The organism is Streptococcus panodentis (assembly GCF_017884005.1).
Classification (GTDB): domain Bacteria; phylum Bacillota; class Bacilli; order Lactobacillales; family Streptococcaceae; genus Streptococcus; species Streptococcus panodentis.
In genome coordinates this window covers 1-17,198 of the sequence record NZ_QFAY01000022.1, presented here as the reverse complement: position 1 = coordinate 17,198, position 17,198 = coordinate 1, and the positions used below count along the sequence as shown (strand labels likewise).

Below are 17,198 nucleotides of genomic sequence, written 5' to 3'. Positions count from 1 at the left end.
AAAAGAGTGCTGATGAGATTGTGGCTGATTATGACCAGAATGGCTGTGCTCAGGCTATCTACCAGTATTTGCTGTGAAATAAGGCATTAAACTAGGAGCTGTGATTCTTATTTTCCAGCTCCTTATTTTTTATAGAAAAGAGGTTTTTAATGAAATTAGACTCTGTCCATCATATAGCCATCATCGGCCATGACTATGCCCGGACCAAGGAGTTTTATGTAGACAAACTGGGCTTCCAGCTGCTGGATGAACACTATCGGCCGGAGAAAAAGGACATCCTTTTGAATGTCCGTCAGGGCAGTCTGACGCTGGAAATCTTTATCAAATCAGACGCACCAAAAAGGCCGGCCCTGCCCCATCCGGAGCATACCGGCCTGCGGCATCTGGCCTTTCGGGTGGAGGATGTCGAAAGCTGCCTGGCAGAATTGGACCGTCTGGACATTCCTCATACAGAACTGCGCTATGATGACTTTGACGGCCGCAAGATGGCCTTCTTCTTTGATCCAGACGGCCTGCCTTTAGAGCTCCACGAATAAGCCGCTTCTGCTGAGCTGGATTGCCATCAGGCTAGTCCTTTTTTGGAGACATTTTTCGGGCAGCATTGGTTTTTCAAAGAAGATGAACAGTTTCCTACTCAGGTCGGATGAAAAGTTTGGAGATTTTGCTACAATGAGGAAAGGAAATTCGAAATGAACTGGAGAATGTATGCAAACAAATCGGCCGCAGGGACTCACGCAGAGAGAAGTAGAGGAGCGCATTCAAAAAGGCTTAACCAATAAAGTGACGGTTTCGACAGAAAAGACCACTTGGCAGATTGTCAGCGGCAATCTCTTTACTTACTTTAATTTTATTTTTTTGGTGCTGGCTCTTTTGCTGGTCTTGGTTCAGTCTTGGAATAATCTGCTCTTTGTTCCCATTGTCATCACCAATGCTTTGATTGGGATTGTTCAAGAACTGCGGGCCAGAAAGGTTCTGAATCAGATGCATCTCCTGCATACTCTTTCAGCCAAGGTCCTTCGTGATGGCAGAGAACAGGTGCTTCCTGTGGAAGAGCTGGTTCAGGATGATGTGGTTGTATTTGCAGCTGGAGACCAGATTTATGCGGATGGTTTCCTGCTGTCAGGGTCGATAAGGGTCAATGAAGCTCAGCTGACAGGGGAAGCGGACGAAATCGAAAAAAACAGGGGCGATGCCGTTTTGTCCGGCAGCTTTGTAGCAGCAGGCCAAGGCTATGCCCGGCTGGATAAGGTCGGCGATCATTCTTATATCAATCAGCTGGCAAAAAAAGCCAAAGAGGTCAGCGGTATGGAAGAGTCCAAAATGGTTCATGCCGTTAATCGTTTGGTGCAGGCCATCGGCATAGTCATTATCCCTATGGGGCTGCTGCTTTTCTTTCGAAGCTATATCAGCAATCAGGAAACACTGCAGCTCAGTGTGACATCTACGGTCGGTGCAATCGTTGGGATGATTCCGGAGGGGCTCTATCTCTTGATGACACTGGCGCTGGTTTTGGGAGCGGTGCGTCTTGCCAAGCAGCAGGTTCTGTTAAATAGCATGAAAGGGATTGAAACCCTATCGCGGGTGGATGTGCTCTGTGTGGACAAGACGGGAACGATTACGGAAAACGACATGGCGGTCAGCCGGCTGGTCTTTGTGGACGGGCAGGAACTGGAGGCAAAGAGCGCTTTGAGTCAGTATCTGGCTGCCAGTCAAGATAAAAATGACACCATTGAGACCATTCGCGCTTATCCAGACTTGGAGCAGATTGCTGCTCCGTGGACCGTCATCCAGCAGCATCCATTTAGCTCTCAGAAAAAGTACGGCGCTGTAGCCTTTGAAAATGGCGTCTTTGTCCTAGGCGCACCGGAATATGTGCTCAGAGAGGACTTGGCCAAGTATCAGCATTCTTTCAAAGAGGAAGCGGAGCAGGGCGCGCGCGTCCTAGTATTCGGCCGCTATCAGGCTGCTTCTTTGGGGGAGGAGCTAAGTGCTGCTGTCTCTCCGCTGGTCTTTCTTCTGCTGGAAAATCCTGTTCGGGCAAATGCTGCGGAAACCTTTGCTTATTTTCAAAAACAGGGAGTTGCAGTCAAGGTCATTTCCGGAGACAATCCTGTGACGGTGTCTGCCGTTGCCAGAAAAGCCGCTATTCCGCATGCTGCATCTTATATTGATGCCAGAGAGCTGGATACGGAGAAAAAAATAGCCCAGGCAGCAGGCAGCTACACTGTATTTGGCCGTGTCAGTCCAGAGCAGAAGCAGCAGCTGGTGCAGGCTTTGCAGGCCGAGGGGCATAATGTTGCCATGACAGGCGACGGTGTCAATGATATTTTAGCCATGAAAAAAGCGGACTGCAGCATTGCCATGGAGTCTGGAAATGATGCGACCAAGCAAATCGCGCAGGTCGTACTGCTGGACTCGGACTTCTCGCACATGCCCCATATTGTGGCAGAGGGCCGGCGGGTTGTCAATAATATCCAGCGTTCCGCCAGTCTCTTTCTGGTAAAGAATCTTTTTTCGATGCTGCTGGCTCTGGCATCCACTCTCTTTGCCTTTACCTATCCTTTGCAGGCTTCGCAGATGTCTCTGATCAGCGCTTTTACCATTGGGATTCCGGGATTTCTGCTGGCATTAGAGCCCAATAACACGCGGATTCGGGGGCGTTTCTTAGAGACTGTTTTAAAGAATGCTCTCCCGGCAGCTTTGGTTGATTTTATCGCAGTTTTGCTGGCTGTTTTCAGCGGTTATGGGCTAGGCCTGTCCTCCAGAGAAATCAGCACATCGGCCATCATCCTGCTGGCAGTTGTCGGCTTTACCCTGATCTATAAGCTGGTTCAGCCGCTAAACAAGGTCAAATGGGGCATTCTGCTGGTCAATATTTTGGGAATGACAGGAGCTGCCTTGTTGCTGTCTGGCGTATTTGGTGTGACGGCTCTCTCCCTGAAAGCCCTCACGATGACCTTGCTCTTGTCGCTCACCTTGGAAATCCTGCTGCGATTCTTCCAGTGGCTGACAGATTTTCTTATCTTGAAGATTCAAAAAAGGGCTCTATAATTTCTGTAGTGGGTAAATCCACTGCAGGGATTATAGAGCTTTTTGATTGTATACAAAAAGTCCCATATGACTTATAATGAAAAGCGACCAAACCATCATTAGAAAGGTTCATATGGAACAACTTCATTTTATCACAAACTTGCTCAATCTTAAAGACCTTAACATCACTTTGATTGATTGTCTGGACCAAGGAACTCACAAAGAACTGCTGGCCAAATTGGATTACCAGCCTCCTCAATGTCCCGCTTGTGCTGGCAAAATGGCTAAATACGACTTCCAAAAAGCCTCTAAAATCCCTTATCTGGAAGTGGCCGGCTTCAAAACGTTAATCAAGCTGAAGAAGCGCCGCTTTAAATGCAAGGACTGCGGAAAGATGAGGGTTGCTGAGACAGACCTGGTCAAGAAAAATCATCAGATTCCGGTCATTCTCAATCAAAAAATCGCTCAGAAACTGATTGAGAAACTGTCCATGACAGCTATTGCAGAGCAGCTCTCTGTCTCCACTTCTACCGTTATCCGAAAACTCAAAGAGTTTCAGTTCAAGACCGATTTAAACTTCCTGCCTGCCCTTATGAGCTGGGATGAATTCAGCTTTAAGAAAGGAAAAATGAGCTTTGTCGCTCAGGATTTTGAGTCTGGCAATCTCCTGGCTATCTTGGACGGCCGAACTCAGGCCACTATCCGAAATCACTTTCTTTGCTATCACAGAAAGATCAGGGAAAGAGTTCAAATCATCACTATGGACATGTTCAGCCCTTATTACGACATTGCCAAGAAACTCTTTCCTAATGCCCGAATCGTCCTGGACCGTTTCCATATCGTGCAGCACCTCAGCCGGGCTATGAACCGGCTGCGCATTCAAATCATGAATCAATTCGAGCGGAAATCTCTTGAATATCGGACTGTTAAGCGCTATTGGCAGCTCATTCTGCAGGACAGCCGCAAACTCAGTGACAAACGCTTTTATCGGCCAACTTTTCGCATGCATCTGACCAATCGGGAAATTGTCCAAAAGCTGCTCAGCTACTCGGAAGAACTCAAGCACCACTATGAGCTCTATCAGCTCCTGCTTTTTCACTTCCAGGAGAAACAGCCCGATGAATTCTTTGGCTTGATACAAGAGGCGCTCCCTTCTGCTCTTCCTCTTTTTCAGACGGTCTTTCGGACCTTTATCAAGGACAGGGATAAGATTGTCAACGCCCTAGAGCTGCCTTACTCCAACGCCAAACTCGAAGCCACCAACAACCTCATCAAAGTCATCAAGCGCAATGCTTTTGGCTTTCGAAACTTTGACAACTTCAGAACCCGCATTTTCATTGCCCTCAACATCAAAAAAGAGAAGACAAATCTTGTCCTCTCTCGATGTTAGATTTAGTCAACCCACTACAGTTGACAAAGAGCCCAAAAAAGGAGGGCAGCATAAGCGCCCTCAAGCAAGTTTATTTGTTTTTTTTTCAGAGAGTGAGACAGCCTCCCATGATGGCTGTCTCTGCCCCTGCTTTTTGATAAGATTCTTGGTAAAGTTTTGAAGAACCCTGCTTTTTCGGCCGTCTCCTGCCACGCTTTCGAATGTCTGGGACTGGGCTGAAAAAGCACCCGCTGTCAGAAATGACGCACTTGAAGAGAGCTTTGCTGAGGATTAATTTGCAATAAAGAGTCCAATCACCATAGCTACATAGAGAAAAAAGGTCAAGATGAAGCCGGCCCTCCAGAAGAATTTGAAAAATTTTGGATAGTAAAAGGTTCTTTTCTTTCTGAGGAAATAAATGGCAATCGCAATGGCCAGAGCTGACAGGGCTAAGCCCAGCTGGGGCAGAAGGCTGTGGTAATAGGCCTGGTCGGAAATGATATAAAATTCCACGACAAAAAGCGGAAAAGCCAAGTCCGCAAAATTCAAGCCATATTTCCGTAATTTAAAAACCCTCACAGTAATAGTCGTTAAAATCAGAGTCAAAAAGATAAACAAAACAGCCGCAATCTTGATTAATAGTGTCATAAGATTATTTTACCACAAAAAAAGCAAAAAAGAAGCTAAAATTCCTTGCATTTGGCAAAGTTTAGTGTATAATAGAAAGGTATGCGGTAAGCATACTTGTGGGAGGTAAAAATCTTTATTTACCGCCAAAACCACAAAGGAGGATTTAAAAATGGCTAAAAAAGTCGAAAAACTTGTAAAACTGCAAATCCCTGCTGGTAAAGCGACTCCAGCTCCGCCAGTTGGTCCTGCGCTTGGTCAAGCCGGTATCAACATCATGGGATTCACAAAAGAGTTCAACGCTCGTACTGCCGATCAGGCTGGTATGATTATTCCGGTTGTTATCTCAGTATACGAAGACAAATCATTTACTTTCGTGACCAAAACGCCGCCGGCTGCTGTTCTGCTTAAGAAAGCTGCAGGTGTTGAAAAAGGTTCTGGTGAGCCAAACAAAACGAAAGTAGCAAGCGTTACCCGTGCTCAGGTACAGGAAATTGCTGAAACCAAGATGCCAGATTTGAACGCTGCAAACATCGAGTCTGCAATGCGTATGATTGAAGGTACTGCTCGTTCTATGGGATTCACTGTTACTGACTAATCAATAACACCCTTAATAAGGGCGAAGATTTTTTGATTGAAATGGGGCAGCTCTTGACAGATACATAGTGCTGTTTATGGAGCCGGGGCCTGTCAGTCAAAAGGAAGTCGCCGGAGACCCGCAAGACTTCATCATTTCGAGAAGTGACGTGGGAGATGAAAATCGATTGAACCACTTACAAGGAGAAGAAAAAAATGGCTAAAAAAAGCAAACAACTTCGTGCTGCACTTGAAAAAATCGACAGCACAAAAGCTTACAGCGTAGAAGAAGCTGTAGCACTTGCAAAAGAAACCAACTTTGCAAAATTTGACGCGACTGTAGAAGTTGCATACAACCTGAATATTGATGTTAAAAAAGCTGACCAGCAAATCCGCGGTGCGATGGTGCTGCCAAACGGAACTGGTAAAACCCAGCGTGTCTTGGTCTTTGCCCGTGGTGCAAAGGCTGAAGAGGCAAAAGCTGCCGGTGCAGACTTCGTGGGCGAAGATGATCTGGTTGCTAAAATCAACGACGGCTGGCTGGACTTTGACGTCGTAATCGCTACACCTGATATGATGGCACTTGTAGGACGTCTGGGACGTGTCCTTGGACCTCGTAACCTCATGCCAAACCCTAAGACTGGTACTGTAACCATGGACGTTGCAAAAGCAGTGGAAGAGTCTAAAGGCGGTAAAATCACTTACCGTGCAGACCGTGCAGGGAACGTACAGGCCATCATCGGTAAAGTATCCTTTGACGCTGACAAGTTGGTTGAAAACTTCAAGGCTTTCAACGATACGATTCAAAAAGCTAAACCAGCTACTGCTAAGGGTACTTACGTAACCAACCTGACCATCACGACTACCCAAGGTGTGGGAATCAAGGTTGATGTTAACTCACTTTAAAGATGACAAGAGAACTGCTTCGGCGGTTCTTTTTTTGCTGTCCAGCCGCTCCTGCCTCAGCTGCTGCTGATTTTGCAAGAGCAGGAGTGTTAAAATATTTTCTCATAATTTATAGGGAAAAGGCTTCCAAATCAAGAAAAACATGTTATAATAATATTGAAATCAATTATTTCCATATTAGTGAAAAGGAGAAAGGAAACTTATGAAAAAAGAGCAGAACCAGCTGACCTGGTTAATGGTGTCTTTGATTGCCTTCAACATGGTTTGGGGCTTGGGCAATGTCGTCAACAATTACGCCCAGCAGGGGATTTCGGTCATTGTATCCTGGATTCTCATTCTGGCTATTTATTTTATTCCTTACGCTTTGATTGTAGGACAGCTTGGTTCGACTTTTAAGGAGAGCGGAAGCGGTGTGAGCGACTGGGTCGAAAAAACTTCGACCAAGCGGCTGGCTTATTTTGCCGCCTGGACCTACTGGGTTGTGCATATTCCCTACTTGGCCCAGAAGCCGCAGGGGATTTTGATTCCTCTGGGCTGGGCGCTGCATGGTAATGGTGACTTTTTGAGCAGCTTGGATATTCATTGGATTGTCATTCTCAGTCTGCTTATTTTTGGGGCCTTTCTCTATCTTTCGACCAAGGGCTTGGCTGCGCTGAAGCTAATCGGCGGTTTGGCCGGCAGTGCCATGCTGGTCATGTCTCTGCTGTTTGTTCTCTTGGCGGTTGGGGCGCCTTTTATCAAAACCGACATGCAGTTTGCGACGGCCAATATGGATAAGATCAGTACCTACATTCCCAATTTTGATTTTTCCTATTTCACGACCATTTCCCTCTTGGTCTTTGCGGTCGGAGGGGCTGAAAAAATCTCACCTTATGTCAATCAGACCCGCAATCCAGCCAAGGAGTTTCCAAAAGGAATGATTGCGATGGCTGTCATGGTCGGGGCTTCTGCTATTCTCGGCTCTCTGGCCATGGGCATGCTCTTTGACGGCAGCAATATCCCCGAGGATTTGATGCGCAACGGTGCCTATCAGGCCTTTCAGAAGCTGGGCAGCTACTGGGGAATTGGCAATACGCTGGTCGTTGTCTATGCTCTGACCAATATGGTTGGGCAGATTGCGGCGCTGGCCTTCTCTATTGATGCGCCTCTGCAGATTCTGCTCAATAATGCTGATGAGCAGTTTGTGCCAAGCTGGCTGCGCAAGCGGACCAAGAAAGGTGTGCTGATTAACGGTTACCTGCTGACTGGGATATTGGTCAGTATCTTGATTGTTCTGCCTATTTTCGGTATTCAGGAGATTGACGGCCTGGTCAAATGGATGACCAATCTCAACTCTATCGTCATGCCCATGCGCTATCTCTGGGTTTTTCTGGCCTACATGCTGCTCAATAAAGCTTGGAAAAAGTACAAGGATGCCGAATATAAATTTACCAAAAACCCGAAGCTTGGCTTTATAATCGGGGCTTGGTGCTTCCTCTTCACAGCCTTTGCCTGCATTCTGGGTATGGTACCTAAAGTGGACTATGCAGTGGATCCAGCTGGCTGGCAATTCTCGCTGCTGACCAATATTCTGACCCCAATCGTCCTCATCAGTCTGGGGGTTATTCTGCCGATCTTGGCCAAAAGAGAAAGAAAAAAAGCCGAATGACTGCGGCTTTCACAGCCAGTTTTGCCAATGGCAAAGCTGGTTTTTTAATGGAAATTGCGCCGATTGAAGCTTGAAAGAGACATTGAATAACTCCACAGAATCCGCTATAATAAGAAGAGTGATTTGCTTGTGAAAGAAAGAGGGGATTCGGAATTGATGAATGAGACGAAAGCGGTGGTATTGGCAGGGGATTATGGTTATATTCGGCAGATTGAGACGACGCTGAAATCGATTTGCTGTTATCATGAAAGCATATATATATATGTTTTTAATCAAGATATTCCTCAGGAGTGGTTTATCCATACCCGCAAAAGGGTGAGGGAGACAGGCAATGAACTGCTGGATGTCAAGCTTTTTCGTGAGGATTTGAGGCAAAAGTGGCAGGATTCCACCTTTGGCCATATCAATTATATGACCTATGCCCGCTATTTTATTCCTGAGTATGTGCCGGCAGATCGTGTCCTGTATCTGGACTGCGACCTGATTGTGACGCAAAATCTGGATCATTTGTTTGAGCTGGAACTGGATGCTTACTATATTGCAGCAGTACGGGCGACATTTGGGCTGGGCATTGGCTTTAATGCAGGGGTCATGCTCATTAACAATCAGCGCTGGCGGCAGGAGAACATTTCCCAGCAGTTGGTCGAGCTGACTGATAGAGAGATTGAGACGGCCTTGGAGGGCGACCAAAGTATTTTAAATATGCTGTTTGCTGATCAATATTGGCCATTAGACGACAGCTACAATTTTCAAATCGGCTTTGATATGGGGGCGGCTCAGTACGGGCATGATTTTGTCTTTGATCTTCCGCTGTCTCCTCTGCCTGCGATTATTCACTATATTTCAGGGCAAAAACCTTGGGACCTTCTGTCAAATATGCGGCTGCGTGAGGTCTGGTGGTTCTACAATCATCTGGAATGGTCTTCTATCATTGCCAGTAAGTCCCTGCAGCAGCCAAGCAAGTCCACTCAGCCCTGCACGGGGAACTATAGGCTGGAGTGCTTAACTCTGACTGACTGCGATGTATTGGAAAAGCTGGAAGAGCTGGCTGAAGCCCTGCCTGACTGTCTCTTTCATGTGGCAGCCTATACAGCTGTGTCTGATCGGTTGGTTGCCATGATGGCTCATGATAATATCCGCCTGCATCGCTCAATCCTGCCGGTCCGTCTCAAGCAGCTGATGGCGTCCTGTGATATTTATCTAGATATCAACTATGCCTTTAAGTTTCGCGATGTTTTGCAGAGCTTTGAAAATCAGGGGCGGCCTATTTTCACCTTTGACTCTACACAAACCGAAGGAATTACAGAAAGAGTCTTTGCTGCTGACCGCTGCCAAGAAATGGTGGAGGCGATCCGATCCTACTCTGGCTGATGCGGCTGCCAGTCCTGCTATGCTGACCTGTATTCGGTCCCGGCCGGCTTGATCTGATGATCAGGCTGGTTTTGCTGTGAAATGGGCGGGTCTGTTCCTTTTATTTTTAAATTTAAGAAATAAAACTATATAAAAACTCCAATTTGTGGTAAAATAGTACAGATAAAATAAGGAGTGGAAAAATGGTAGAACCTAAATATAAACGTATTTTAATTAAGTTATCAGGTGAAGCTCTTGCTGGTGAAAAAGGCGTCGGCATCAACATTCAGACCGTCCAGAAAATGGCGGAAGAAATCAAAGAAGTTCATGAATTAGGCATTGAAATTGCTCTGGTGATTGGCGGAGGCAATCTCTGGCGGGGTGAGCCGGCGGCAGAGGCCGGCATGGACCGGGTGCAGGCGGATTATACCGGTATGCTGGGAACGGTCATGAATGCCTTGGTCATGGCAGACTCGCTGCAGCAAGTCGGCGTGGACACCCGCGTCCAGACAGCTATTGCCATGCAGCAGGTGGCTGAGCCTTACATTCGCGGGCGTGCGCTCCGTCATCTGGAAAAAGGCCGTATCGTGATTTTCGGTGCCGGTATCGGTTCTCCTTATTTCTCAACAGACACGACGGCAGCTCTCCGGGCTGCGGAAATCGAAGCAGACGCCATTCTCATGGCCAAAAATGGCGTGGACGGCGTTTACAATGCTGATCCGAAGAAGGACAAAACAGCAGTTAAGTTTGATGAGCTGACCCACCGTGATGTGATCAGCAAGGGCCTGCGCATCATGGACTCCACGGCTTCAACCCTTTCCATGGACAATGACATCGATCTGGTCGTTTTTAATATGAACGAAGAAGGCAATATCAAACGCGTTGTCATCGGTGAGCAAATCGGAACAACGGTATCAAATAATTTATAAGAATGGAGATTAAAAACTCATGGCAAATGAAATTGTAGAAAAAGCAAAAGAAAGAATGTCCCACTCGCACCAAAGTCTGGCCCGGGAATTCGGCAGCATCCGTGCTGGACGTGCCAATGCCAGTCTTTTGGACCGCATCCATGTCGAGTATTACGGCGTAGAAACGCCGCTCAACCAAATCGCTTCTATTACCATTCCGGAAGCGCGCGTGCTCTTGGTAACGCCTTTTGACAAGTCTTCTATCAAGGACATCGAGCGTGCGCTCAATGCTTCTGATCTGGGCATTACCCCAGCCAGCGACGGCTCTGTCATCCGTCTGGTCATTCCGGCTCTGACCGAGGAAACCCGCCGGGATTTGGCCAAGGAAGTGAAGAAGGTCGGTGAAAATGCCAAGGTGGCGGTTCGCAACATCCGCCGCGATGCTATGGACGAGGCCAAGAAGCAGGAAAAAGCCAAGGAAATCACCGAAGATGAGCTCAAAGGTCTGGAAAAAGAGATTCAAAAAGTGACAGATGATGCGGTGAAGCATATTGATGACATGACAGCGCACAAGGAAAAAGAACTCTTGGAAGTTTAATGAAATATAGAGCGGGGATTCCCGCCTCGTCAAACTCAGTTGGCTTTGCTGGCTGGGTTTTCTTAGAAATTTCTTGCATCATGCAGGAAGAAAGAAGGAAACATGAATACAAATCTTGCCAATTTCATTGTCGGAATCATCACCGATGAAAATGAGCGCTTTTACTTTGTGCAAAAGGACGGTCAGACTTATGCCTTGGCCAAGGAAGAAGGCCCGCATCAGCTGGGGGAATCCGTCAAGGGCTTTGCCTACAGCGATATGAAGCAGAAGCTGCGCCTGACAACAGGTGACGTGACAGCCAGTCAGGAGCATTTCGGCTGGGGAACGGTGACCGAGGTCCGCAAGGATTTGGGAGTCTTTGTCGATACGGGTCTGCCTGATAAGCAGATTGTCGTGTCCCTGGATATTCTGCCGGAGATCAAGGAACTCTGGCCGAAAAAGGGCGATCAGCTCTATATCCGCCTGACTGTGGACAAGAAAGACCGGATTTGGGGGCAGCTGGCCTATCAGGAGGACTTTCAGCGCCTGGCCCGTCCGGCCTACAATAATATGCAGAATCAAAACTGGCCGGCCATTGTCTACCGGCTCAAGCTGTCGGGGACCTTTGTCTACCTGCCGGAAAATAATATGCTGGGCTTTATCCATCCCAGCGAGCGCTATGCCGAGCCGCGGCTGGGGCAGGTGCTGGATGCGCGGGTCATCGGCTTTCGCGAGGTGGACCGTACCCTCAATCTCTCCCTCAAACCGCGCTCCTTTGAGATGCTGGAAAATGATGCCCAGATGATTCTGACCTATCTGGAGACCAACGGAGGCTTTATGACTCTCAATGACAAGTCTTCGCCAGAAGACATCAAGGCTACCTTCGGTATTTCCAAAGGACAGTTCAAAAAAGCTCTGGGCGGCCTCATGAAGGCTGGTAAAATCAAGCAGGACCCGACTGGGACGGAGTTGCTATAAGAAAGGACACCATGAGAAAATCTTTTTACACTTGGCTGATGACAGAGCGCAATCCCAAGAGCAAGGAGCCCAAAGCTATTCTGGCGGACTTGGCTTTTCATGAGCCGGCCTTTCCCAAACACACAGACGACTTTGACGAGGTCAGCCGTTTTTTGGAGGAGCACGCTGGTTTCTCTTTTAATCTGGGGGATTTTGACCGGATCTGGGAAGAGTATCAGGCCCACTGACGGTCTCCGGACTTGTTTGCTGCTGATTTTCAGCGGGGATTATGACACCGGACTGGCTGAGAATAGTTTTTTCTCAGCTGCTTTGTTATAATAGACTTGTTGGGAAACGGCTGATTCTTCTTTCTTTTGCTTTGCTTGAATAGTGAGAGACTGAGGACGAATAGTCTGTTGACGGCGATCAGACATGGTCAGCTGCCGCTGTGGTCAAGCCAAGTTTCGCTTGGCTAAACTGAGGAGGCAAAGGAAAAGATCCCAGGCTTTTCCATTAGCAATGAAAGGACGGGGGTCGTTTGCCTGTGTGCCGACCGCTTAAGGCCAACTGACTCAGCACAGGGTTTCCGAACAAGTTTAATATCTAATATAGGAAAACAAACTAAGAGAGGTTCATTGTTTGCAGGAACATTCAGTAGACATTACGCTGAGCCATCCAGATGATTCCTTTCATCTTTTTGGCTCTAACGAACGCCACCTGCGGCTGATGGAGCAGGAACTGGGCGTGACGATTCATGCTCGGACCGAGGTTGTCCAGATTCTGGGGAGCGCGCTGCACTGTGAGCAGGCCCGTCAGGTCATTCAGGCTCTGCTGGTCTTGGTCAATCGCGGGATGACCGTGGGAACGCCTGATGTGGTGACGGCTATTACCATGGCAAAAAATCAGGAGATGGACAAATTTGTCGCTCTCTATGAGGAAGAGATTATCAAGGACAGCTACGGCAAGCCCATTCGGGTCAAGACCCTGGGCCAGAAAATCTATGTGGACAGTGTCAAAAACCATGATATTGTCTTTGGAATCGGCCCGGCAGGGACCGGGAAGACCTTTCTGGCGGTGACCCTGGCTGTGACGGCTCTTAAGCGCGGTCAGGTCAAGCGGATTATCCTGACCCGTCCGGCGGTGGAAGCAGGGGAAAGTCTGGGTTTTCTGCCGGGCGACCTCAAGGAAAAGGTAGACCCTTACCTGCGGCCGGTCTATGATGCTCTTTATCAGATTTTGGGCAAAGACCAGACCAGCCGGCTGATGGAGCGGGAAATTATCGAGATTGCACCCTTGGCCTACATGCGGGGACGGACACTGGATGATGCCTTTGTCATCTTGGATGAAGCGCAGAATACGACCATTATGCAGATGAAAATGTTTCTGACGCGGCTGGGTTTCCAGTCCAAGATGATTGTCAATGGAGATAGCAGCCAGATTGATTTGCCTCGAAATGTTAAGTCCGGCCTCATCGATGCGCAGGAGAAATTGGGAAATATTTCCCAGATTGACTTTGTGCATTTTTCAGCCAAGGATGTGGTCCGCCATCCGGTCGTAGCCGAGATTATCCGGGCCTATGAGCCGGCTCCTCTTAATGCTGGTAAATCTGATGCAGAAGAAACAGAATAGCATACGAAAAGAGCAGACATGGAAATCTGCTCTTTTGGTTTGTGATTAAACGAGTTCATCAATAGAGGTGCAGTCCCGTCCCAGACCTTCCGCCACGGGCTGGCTGGTAATCCGGCCCTGATAGGTGGTCACCCCCTCGCGCAGGCCGGCATCTTCTGCAATAGCTTCTTTGAAGCCCTTGTCAGCCAGTGCTTCAATATAAGGCAGGGTGACATTGGTCAGGGCAATGGTGGAGGTACGAGCTACGGCCCCGGGGATATTGGCAACGGCATAGTGCAGCACGCCGTGCTTTTCGTAAACAGGCTCATCGTGAGTCGTCACACGGTCAGCTGTCTCAATGACTCCGCCTTGGTCAACGGCTACATCCACGATGACAGAGCCCGGCTGCATTTGCTTGACCATATTATCTGTGACCAGTTTCGGTGCCTTGGCGCCTGGGATAAGGACCGCTCCGATGACCACATCGGCCTCCTTGACACTTTCTTCGATATTGAAAGGATTGGACATGAGGGTCTGGATTTGATGGCCAAAGACATCCTCTAAGACGGCTAAACGTTTGGCGCTGATATCCAGAATAGTGACCTGAGCTCCCAGTCCCAGAGCGATCCGGGCTGCATGGGTTCCTACAATTCCGCCGCCGATAATAGTGACCTTGCCTTTGGGCACACCGGGAACCCCGCCCAGAAGCACGCCGGATCCGCCTGCCTGCTTGGTCAGGAAATGGGCACCGATTTGCACGGCCATGCGTCCGGCAACCTCGCTCATAGGCACCAGAAGCGGCAGATGGCCGTCCTCATCTCGGACGGTTTCGTAAGCTATGCCTGTCGTTTTGCCGGCAATCATGGCATCGGCCAGCTCAGGAGCAGCTGCCATATGCAGGTAGGTGAAGAGCAGCAGGTCTTCCCGCAGATAGGTGTATTCAGCAGCTAGAGGTTCTTTCACTTTAACGACCAGCTCAGCTGCCCAAGCTTCAGCAGCGGTAGGGACAATCTCTGCTCCCTGCTGTTGATAGTCCGCATCGGTAAAGCCTGAACCCAGCCCGGCCTTGGTCTCAATCAGCACTTTGTGGCCGCGGCCAACCAGACTGTGAACACCAGCCGGAGTAAGGGCGACACGGTTTTCGTTGTTTTTTATTTCTTTTGGAATACCAATTAACATAAGTGTTAGCTCCTTTTTTAAGTTGTTTTAATTGTATATGAAAGCGGTTTAAAAATCAAGAAAAAAGCGGAAAGCATTGCTTTCATGAGTGAATTATGCTAATCTTTTAAGAAAAAATAGGAGGCACGGATGGAAAATCTCTATATCAAACTATCCCAAAACCGCAGACTGGAAACGGAGCGTCTGCTCTTGCGCCCGGTAACGCTGGATGATGCAGAAAGCATGTTTGCCTATGCTTCGGATGAAGAAAATACGCGCTATGTCTTTCTGACCAATCAGAGCCTGCAAGAAACGAGAAATAATATCGCTGCTATTTACCTGGCCAGTCCTTTGGGGCGCTGGGGCATCGAGCTGAAAGGAAACGGCAAGTTCATCGGCACCATTGACCTGCACAAGGTAGATGCTGAGCTGAAAAAGGCAGCCATCGGCTATGTGATAAACAAAACATACTGGAATCAGGGACTGGCAACAGAGGCTAATCGGGCGGTCATCCGGCTGGCTTTTGAAAAACTCGGCATGAATAAGCTAGTAGCTGTGCATGACCGTGACAATCCAGCTTCAGGCCGGGTCATGGAGAAATCTGGAATGCGCTTTTCCCATGAAGAGCCCTATGCCAAGCTGGACAAACATCGGGAGGGACGGATAGTGACCAGATGCCATTATGTGCTGACCAAAGAGGAGTATGAGCGGCCAGAGTGATGCTGCTCAGTTTTTTTGCCAAATAACTTGACTTGGCAGGCTGCCTCCTTATATAATAGACTGTAACGTAAATTTTATAGTTCTTTAGTTTGGCTTTTGTTAGCTCCTTAGCACAGTTTGCTTTGGTTGTCCTAGCAGCAAACGAAAGGACTGTCTGCTCAAAGAGTATCAGGAGGTTTTATGACAGTATCTTTAGTGATATATGCACTTGTTTTTGTTTTGCGTCTGGTGTTTCTGAGGACATCTTCCCGCAATGAGCAGGCCATTTTGGCTGCTGGCGGCAGAGAGTATGGGGTGAAAAATTCGACCATCATGAAATACTTGCACATTCTTTTTTATCTGCTTTGCCTGGGGGAGCTGGTACTGCGCAGACCGGATTTTGATGGAATCAGCTTGCTGGGAGCGGTGCTGCTGGCTTTCTCTATGCTGATGCTCTATCTGGTGGCCAAGCTCTTGGGGCCGGTTTGGACCATCAAGCTGATGCTGGTCAAGGATCACAAGTTTGTGGACCACTGGCTTTTCCGCAATGTCAAGCATCCCAATTATTTCTTTAATGTAGTGCCTGAGCTGCTAGGTCTGGCTCTGCTCTGTCATGCTTATCTTGCGCTCTTTCTCCTTTTCCCGATCTACTGCATCACCTTGTATGTCCGTATCAAGGAAGAAGAGCAGCTGCTCAGGGAGGTCATTATCCCGAACGGAACTGCTGGCGAGTAAGTGTCGTCTGGATGTGAGAAGGCGGTGGGAATCTGTCCCATCGTTTTTTTTGACTTTTTCATCAAAGAAATGTTTGAAAAACGATTAAAATCCCTGCAAAAAAGGGAAAAATAGTTTATAATGAACAAAAAGTGATGAAATGGTGATAAGATGAAAAAAATCAAACGGTTGGAAGAAATTGCTAAGCTGGTAGACAGGGCCGGAACGGTCACAGTCGCAGAAATCATGGACAGCATGAAGGTGTCGGATATGACGGTTCGGCGCGATCTGATAGAGCTGGAGGGACAGGGAATACTGACGCGTATCCATGGCGGCGCCAAGAGCAATCGGCAGATGAGCTATCGGGAGCTCCCTCACGAGGAAAAACTCTTTAAAAACATTGAAGCCAAGCGGCAGGTGGCCAAGAAAGCAGTAGGACTGATTGAGGAGGGAGATACGATTTTTCTGGGGCCGGGAACGTCGGTGGAGGTGCTGGCAGAGGAAATCCACAGGGAGAAGCTGCGGGTCATTACCAACTGCATGCCTATTTTCAACGAGCTTTTTAAAAAGAAGAGCGATACCTTTCAGGTCTTTCTGCTGGGCGGGGAGATGCGGGAGACTACTCAGGCCTTTGTGGGCGAGATGACCAATGCCATGATGGATAAGATGTATTACAGCAAGATGTTTTTCAGTGGCAACGGGATTAAAAACGGCATGATTCTGACTTCCTCTTTTGAGGAAGCCTACACGCAGAAACTGGCTTTGGAACGTTCGGGAGAGAGCTATCTATTGATTGATTCTTCTAAAATCGGCAAAGAAGATTTCACCCCTATTGCTCCCCTGTCAGAGGTGACAGCTGTCATCACGGACCTTTCTTCTGACAATGTCCATGAGGAATTGGAAGAATATACCCAAGTGTTCTTATAAAAGCAGCAGGCTGCCATGTTAAGCGAGAGGCTGGGAGGTGGGACAGAACTAAATTTTGAAAAATTTGGTTCCCTTCACTCTTTTGTTTCTAAGCTCAGGCTGAAAAGGTTCCCCAAACCTTTTCACTCCCAGCCCGCGAGGCTC

The 17,198-nt window shown here is 48.1% G+C and carries 17 protein-coding genes; 15 read left to right on the top strand and 2 right to left on the bottom strand.

Annotated features, from left to right (window positions below; genetic code table 11):
• The first annotated feature begins 149 nt into the window (after nucleotides 1–149).
• The 3 genes from gloA2 to DHL47_RS09820 all read left to right on the top strand — a co-directional run bounded on the left by gloA2 (nucleotide 150) and on the right by DHL47_RS09820 (nucleotide 4,420).
• Nucleotides 150–536, top strand: coding sequence for an SMU1112c/YaeR family gloxylase I-like metalloprotein (gene gloA2 / locus DHL47_RS09830; RefSeq protein ID WP_209551741.1), 387 nt, complete (start codon nucleotides 150–152; stop codon nucleotides 534–536).
• A 169-nt stretch (nucleotides 537–705) separates the two neighbouring features.
• Complete coding sequence (locus DHL47_RS09825; RefSeq protein WP_209551740.1) at nucleotides 706–3,051, top strand: HAD-IC family P-type ATPase; 2,346 nt, start codon at nucleotides 706–708, stop codon at nucleotides 3,049–3,051.
• A gap of 112 nt (nucleotides 3,052–3,163) precedes the next feature.
• Complete coding sequence (locus DHL47_RS09820; protein WP_209551739.1) at nucleotides 3,164–4,420, top strand: ISL3 family transposase; 1,257 nt, start codon at nucleotides 3,164–3,166, stop codon at nucleotides 4,418–4,420.
• A gap of 270 nt (nucleotides 4,421–4,690) precedes the next feature.
• Here the strand turns inward: DHL47_RS09820 and DHL47_RS09815 are convergent, their stop codons facing one another.
• Nucleotides 4,691–5,047: a DUF3397 family protein gene (locus DHL47_RS09815; RefSeq protein WP_209551738.1), complete on the bottom strand. Its 357-nt coding sequence runs from the start codon at nucleotides 5,045–5,047 to the stop codon at nucleotides 4,691–4,693.
• A gap of 151 nt (nucleotides 5,048–5,198) precedes the next feature.
• On the opposite strand from DHL47_RS09815, the gene rplK reads away from it, so the two are divergent.
• From rplK to DHL47_RS09770, 9 genes are all read left to right on the top strand, one after another.
• Nucleotides 5,199–5,624, top strand: a complete 426-nt coding sequence (gene rplK, locus DHL47_RS09810; protein ID WP_128836969.1) for a 50S ribosomal protein L11 — start codon at nucleotides 5,199–5,201, stop codon at nucleotides 5,622–5,624.
• A 194-nt stretch (nucleotides 5,625–5,818) separates the two neighbouring features.
• Nucleotides 5,819–6,508 carry a 50S ribosomal protein L1 gene (gene rplA, locus DHL47_RS09805; RefSeq protein ID WP_128836968.1) on the top strand — a complete coding sequence of 230 codons (690 nt, stop codon included), beginning with the start codon at nucleotides 5,819–5,821 and terminating at the stop codon, nucleotides 6,506–6,508.
• Nucleotides 6,509–6,710: 202 nt separating this feature from the next.
• The gene (locus DHL47_RS09800; RefSeq protein ID WP_209551737.1) at nucleotides 6,711–8,156 is read left to right on the top strand and encodes an APC family permease; all 1,446 of its coding nucleotides are present in this window, start codon (nucleotides 6,711–6,713) and stop codon (nucleotides 8,154–8,156) included.
• A gap of 156 nt (nucleotides 8,157–8,312) precedes the next feature.
• Nucleotides 8,313–9,527, top strand: coding sequence for a glycosyltransferase (locus tag DHL47_RS09795; RefSeq protein ID WP_209551736.1), 1,215 nt, complete (start codon nucleotides 8,313–8,315; stop codon nucleotides 9,525–9,527).
• Between the two features lie 182 nt (nucleotides 9,528–9,709).
• Complete coding sequence (pyrH, locus tag DHL47_RS09790; protein WP_209551735.1) at nucleotides 9,710–10,435, top strand: UMP kinase; 726 nt, start codon at nucleotides 9,710–9,712, stop codon at nucleotides 10,433–10,435.
• A gap of 19 nt (nucleotides 10,436–10,454) precedes the next feature.
• A complete protein-coding gene (frr, locus tag DHL47_RS09785) occupies nucleotides 10,455–11,012 on the top strand; it encodes a ribosome recycling factor (RefSeq protein WP_128836967.1) in 558 nt (185 codons plus the stop codon).
• Between the two features lie 102 nt (nucleotides 11,013–11,114).
• The gene (cvfB, locus tag DHL47_RS09780) at nucleotides 11,115–11,969 is read left to right on the top strand and encodes an RNA-binding virulence regulatory protein CvfB (protein ID WP_209551734.1); all 855 of its coding nucleotides are present in this window, start codon (nucleotides 11,115–11,117) and stop codon (nucleotides 11,967–11,969) included.
• Between the two features lie 11 nt (nucleotides 11,970–11,980).
• A complete protein-coding gene (locus DHL47_RS09775) occupies nucleotides 11,981–12,196 on the top strand; it encodes a YozE family protein (RefSeq protein WP_128836965.1) in 216 nt (71 codons plus the stop codon).
• A gap of 391 nt (nucleotides 12,197–12,587) precedes the next feature.
• Nucleotides 12,588–13,577 (top strand): PhoH family protein, encoded by a 990-nt coding sequence (locus DHL47_RS09770; protein ID WP_209551733.1) that lies wholly within the window; start codon nucleotides 12,588–12,590, stop codon nucleotides 13,575–13,577.
• Between the two features lie 45 nt (nucleotides 13,578–13,622).
• Here DHL47_RS09770 and ald read toward each other — a convergent pair whose 3' ends face one another.
• Nucleotides 13,623–14,735 (bottom strand): alanine dehydrogenase, encoded by a 1,113-nt coding sequence (gene ald / locus DHL47_RS09765; RefSeq protein WP_209551732.1) that lies wholly within the window; start codon nucleotides 14,733–14,735, stop codon nucleotides 13,623–13,625.
• Nucleotides 14,736–14,864: 129 nt separating this feature from the next.
• Between ald and DHL47_RS09760 the strand changes: the two genes are divergently transcribed.
• From DHL47_RS09760 to DHL47_RS09750, 3 genes are all read left to right on the top strand, one after another.
• Nucleotides 14,865–15,434, top strand: coding sequence for a GNAT family N-acetyltransferase (locus DHL47_RS09760; protein WP_128836963.1), 570 nt, complete (start codon nucleotides 14,865–14,867; stop codon nucleotides 15,432–15,434).
• 180 nt (nucleotides 15,435–15,614) lie between these two features.
• A complete protein-coding gene (locus DHL47_RS09755) occupies nucleotides 15,615–16,148 on the top strand; it encodes an isoprenylcysteine carboxyl methyltransferase family protein (RefSeq protein ID WP_128836962.1) in 534 nt (177 codons plus the stop codon).
• 150 nt (nucleotides 16,149–16,298) lie between these two features.
• The gene (locus tag DHL47_RS09750; RefSeq protein WP_209551731.1) at nucleotides 16,299–17,054 is read left to right on the top strand and encodes a DeoR/GlpR family DNA-binding transcription regulator; all 756 of its coding nucleotides are present in this window, start codon (nucleotides 16,299–16,301) and stop codon (nucleotides 17,052–17,054) included.
• The last annotated feature ends 144 nt before the right edge of the window (nucleotides 17,055–17,198 follow it).

Bases quoted from the DNA above. Each gene is read 5' to 3' on its own strand.
- gloA2 (WP_209551741.1), top strand. From the start codon at position 150: ATGAAATTAGACTCTGTCCATCATATAGCCATCATCGGCCATGACTAT.
- DHL47_RS09825 (WP_209551740.1), top strand. From the start codon at position 706: ATGCAAACAAATCGGCCGCAGGGACTCACGCAGAGAGAAGTAGAGGAG.
- DHL47_RS09820 (WP_209551739.1), top strand. From the start codon at position 3,164: ATGGAACAACTTCATTTTATCACAAACTTGCTCAATCTTAAAGACCTT.
- DHL47_RS09815 (WP_209551738.1), bottom strand. From the start codon at position 5,047: ATGACACTATTAATCAAGATTGCGGCTGTTTTGTTTATCTTTTTGACT.
- rplK (WP_128836969.1), top strand. From the start codon at position 5,199: ATGGCTAAAAAAGTCGAAAAACTTGTAAAACTGCAAATCCCTGCTGGT.
- rplA (WP_128836968.1), top strand. From the start codon at position 5,819: ATGGCTAAAAAAAGCAAACAACTTCGTGCTGCACTTGAAAAAATCGAC.
- DHL47_RS09800 (WP_209551737.1), top strand. From the start codon at position 6,711: ATGAAAAAAGAGCAGAACCAGCTGACCTGGTTAATGGTGTCTTTGATT.
- DHL47_RS09795 (WP_209551736.1), top strand. From the start codon at position 8,313: ATGAATGAGACGAAAGCGGTGGTATTGGCAGGGGATTATGGTTATATT.
- pyrH (WP_209551735.1), top strand. From the start codon at position 9,710: ATGGTAGAACCTAAATATAAACGTATTTTAATTAAGTTATCAGGTGAA.
- frr (WP_128836967.1), top strand. From the start codon at position 10,455: ATGGCAAATGAAATTGTAGAAAAAGCAAAAGAAAGAATGTCCCACTCG.
- cvfB (WP_209551734.1), top strand. From the start codon at position 11,115: ATGAATACAAATCTTGCCAATTTCATTGTCGGAATCATCACCGATGAA.
- DHL47_RS09775 (WP_128836965.1), top strand. From the start codon at position 11,981: ATGAGAAAATCTTTTTACACTTGGCTGATGACAGAGCGCAATCCCAAG.
- ald (WP_209551732.1), bottom strand. From the start codon at position 14,735: ATGTTAATTGGTATTCCAAAAGAAATAAAAAACAACGAAAACCGTGTC.
- DHL47_RS09760 (WP_128836963.1), top strand. From the start codon at position 14,865: ATGGAAAATCTCTATATCAAACTATCCCAAAACCGCAGACTGGAAACG.
- DHL47_RS09755 (WP_128836962.1), top strand. From the start codon at position 15,615: ATGACAGTATCTTTAGTGATATATGCACTTGTTTTTGTTTTGCGTCTG.
- DHL47_RS09750 (WP_209551731.1), top strand. From the start codon at position 16,299: ATGAAAAAAATCAAACGGTTGGAAGAAATTGCTAAGCTGGTAGACAGG.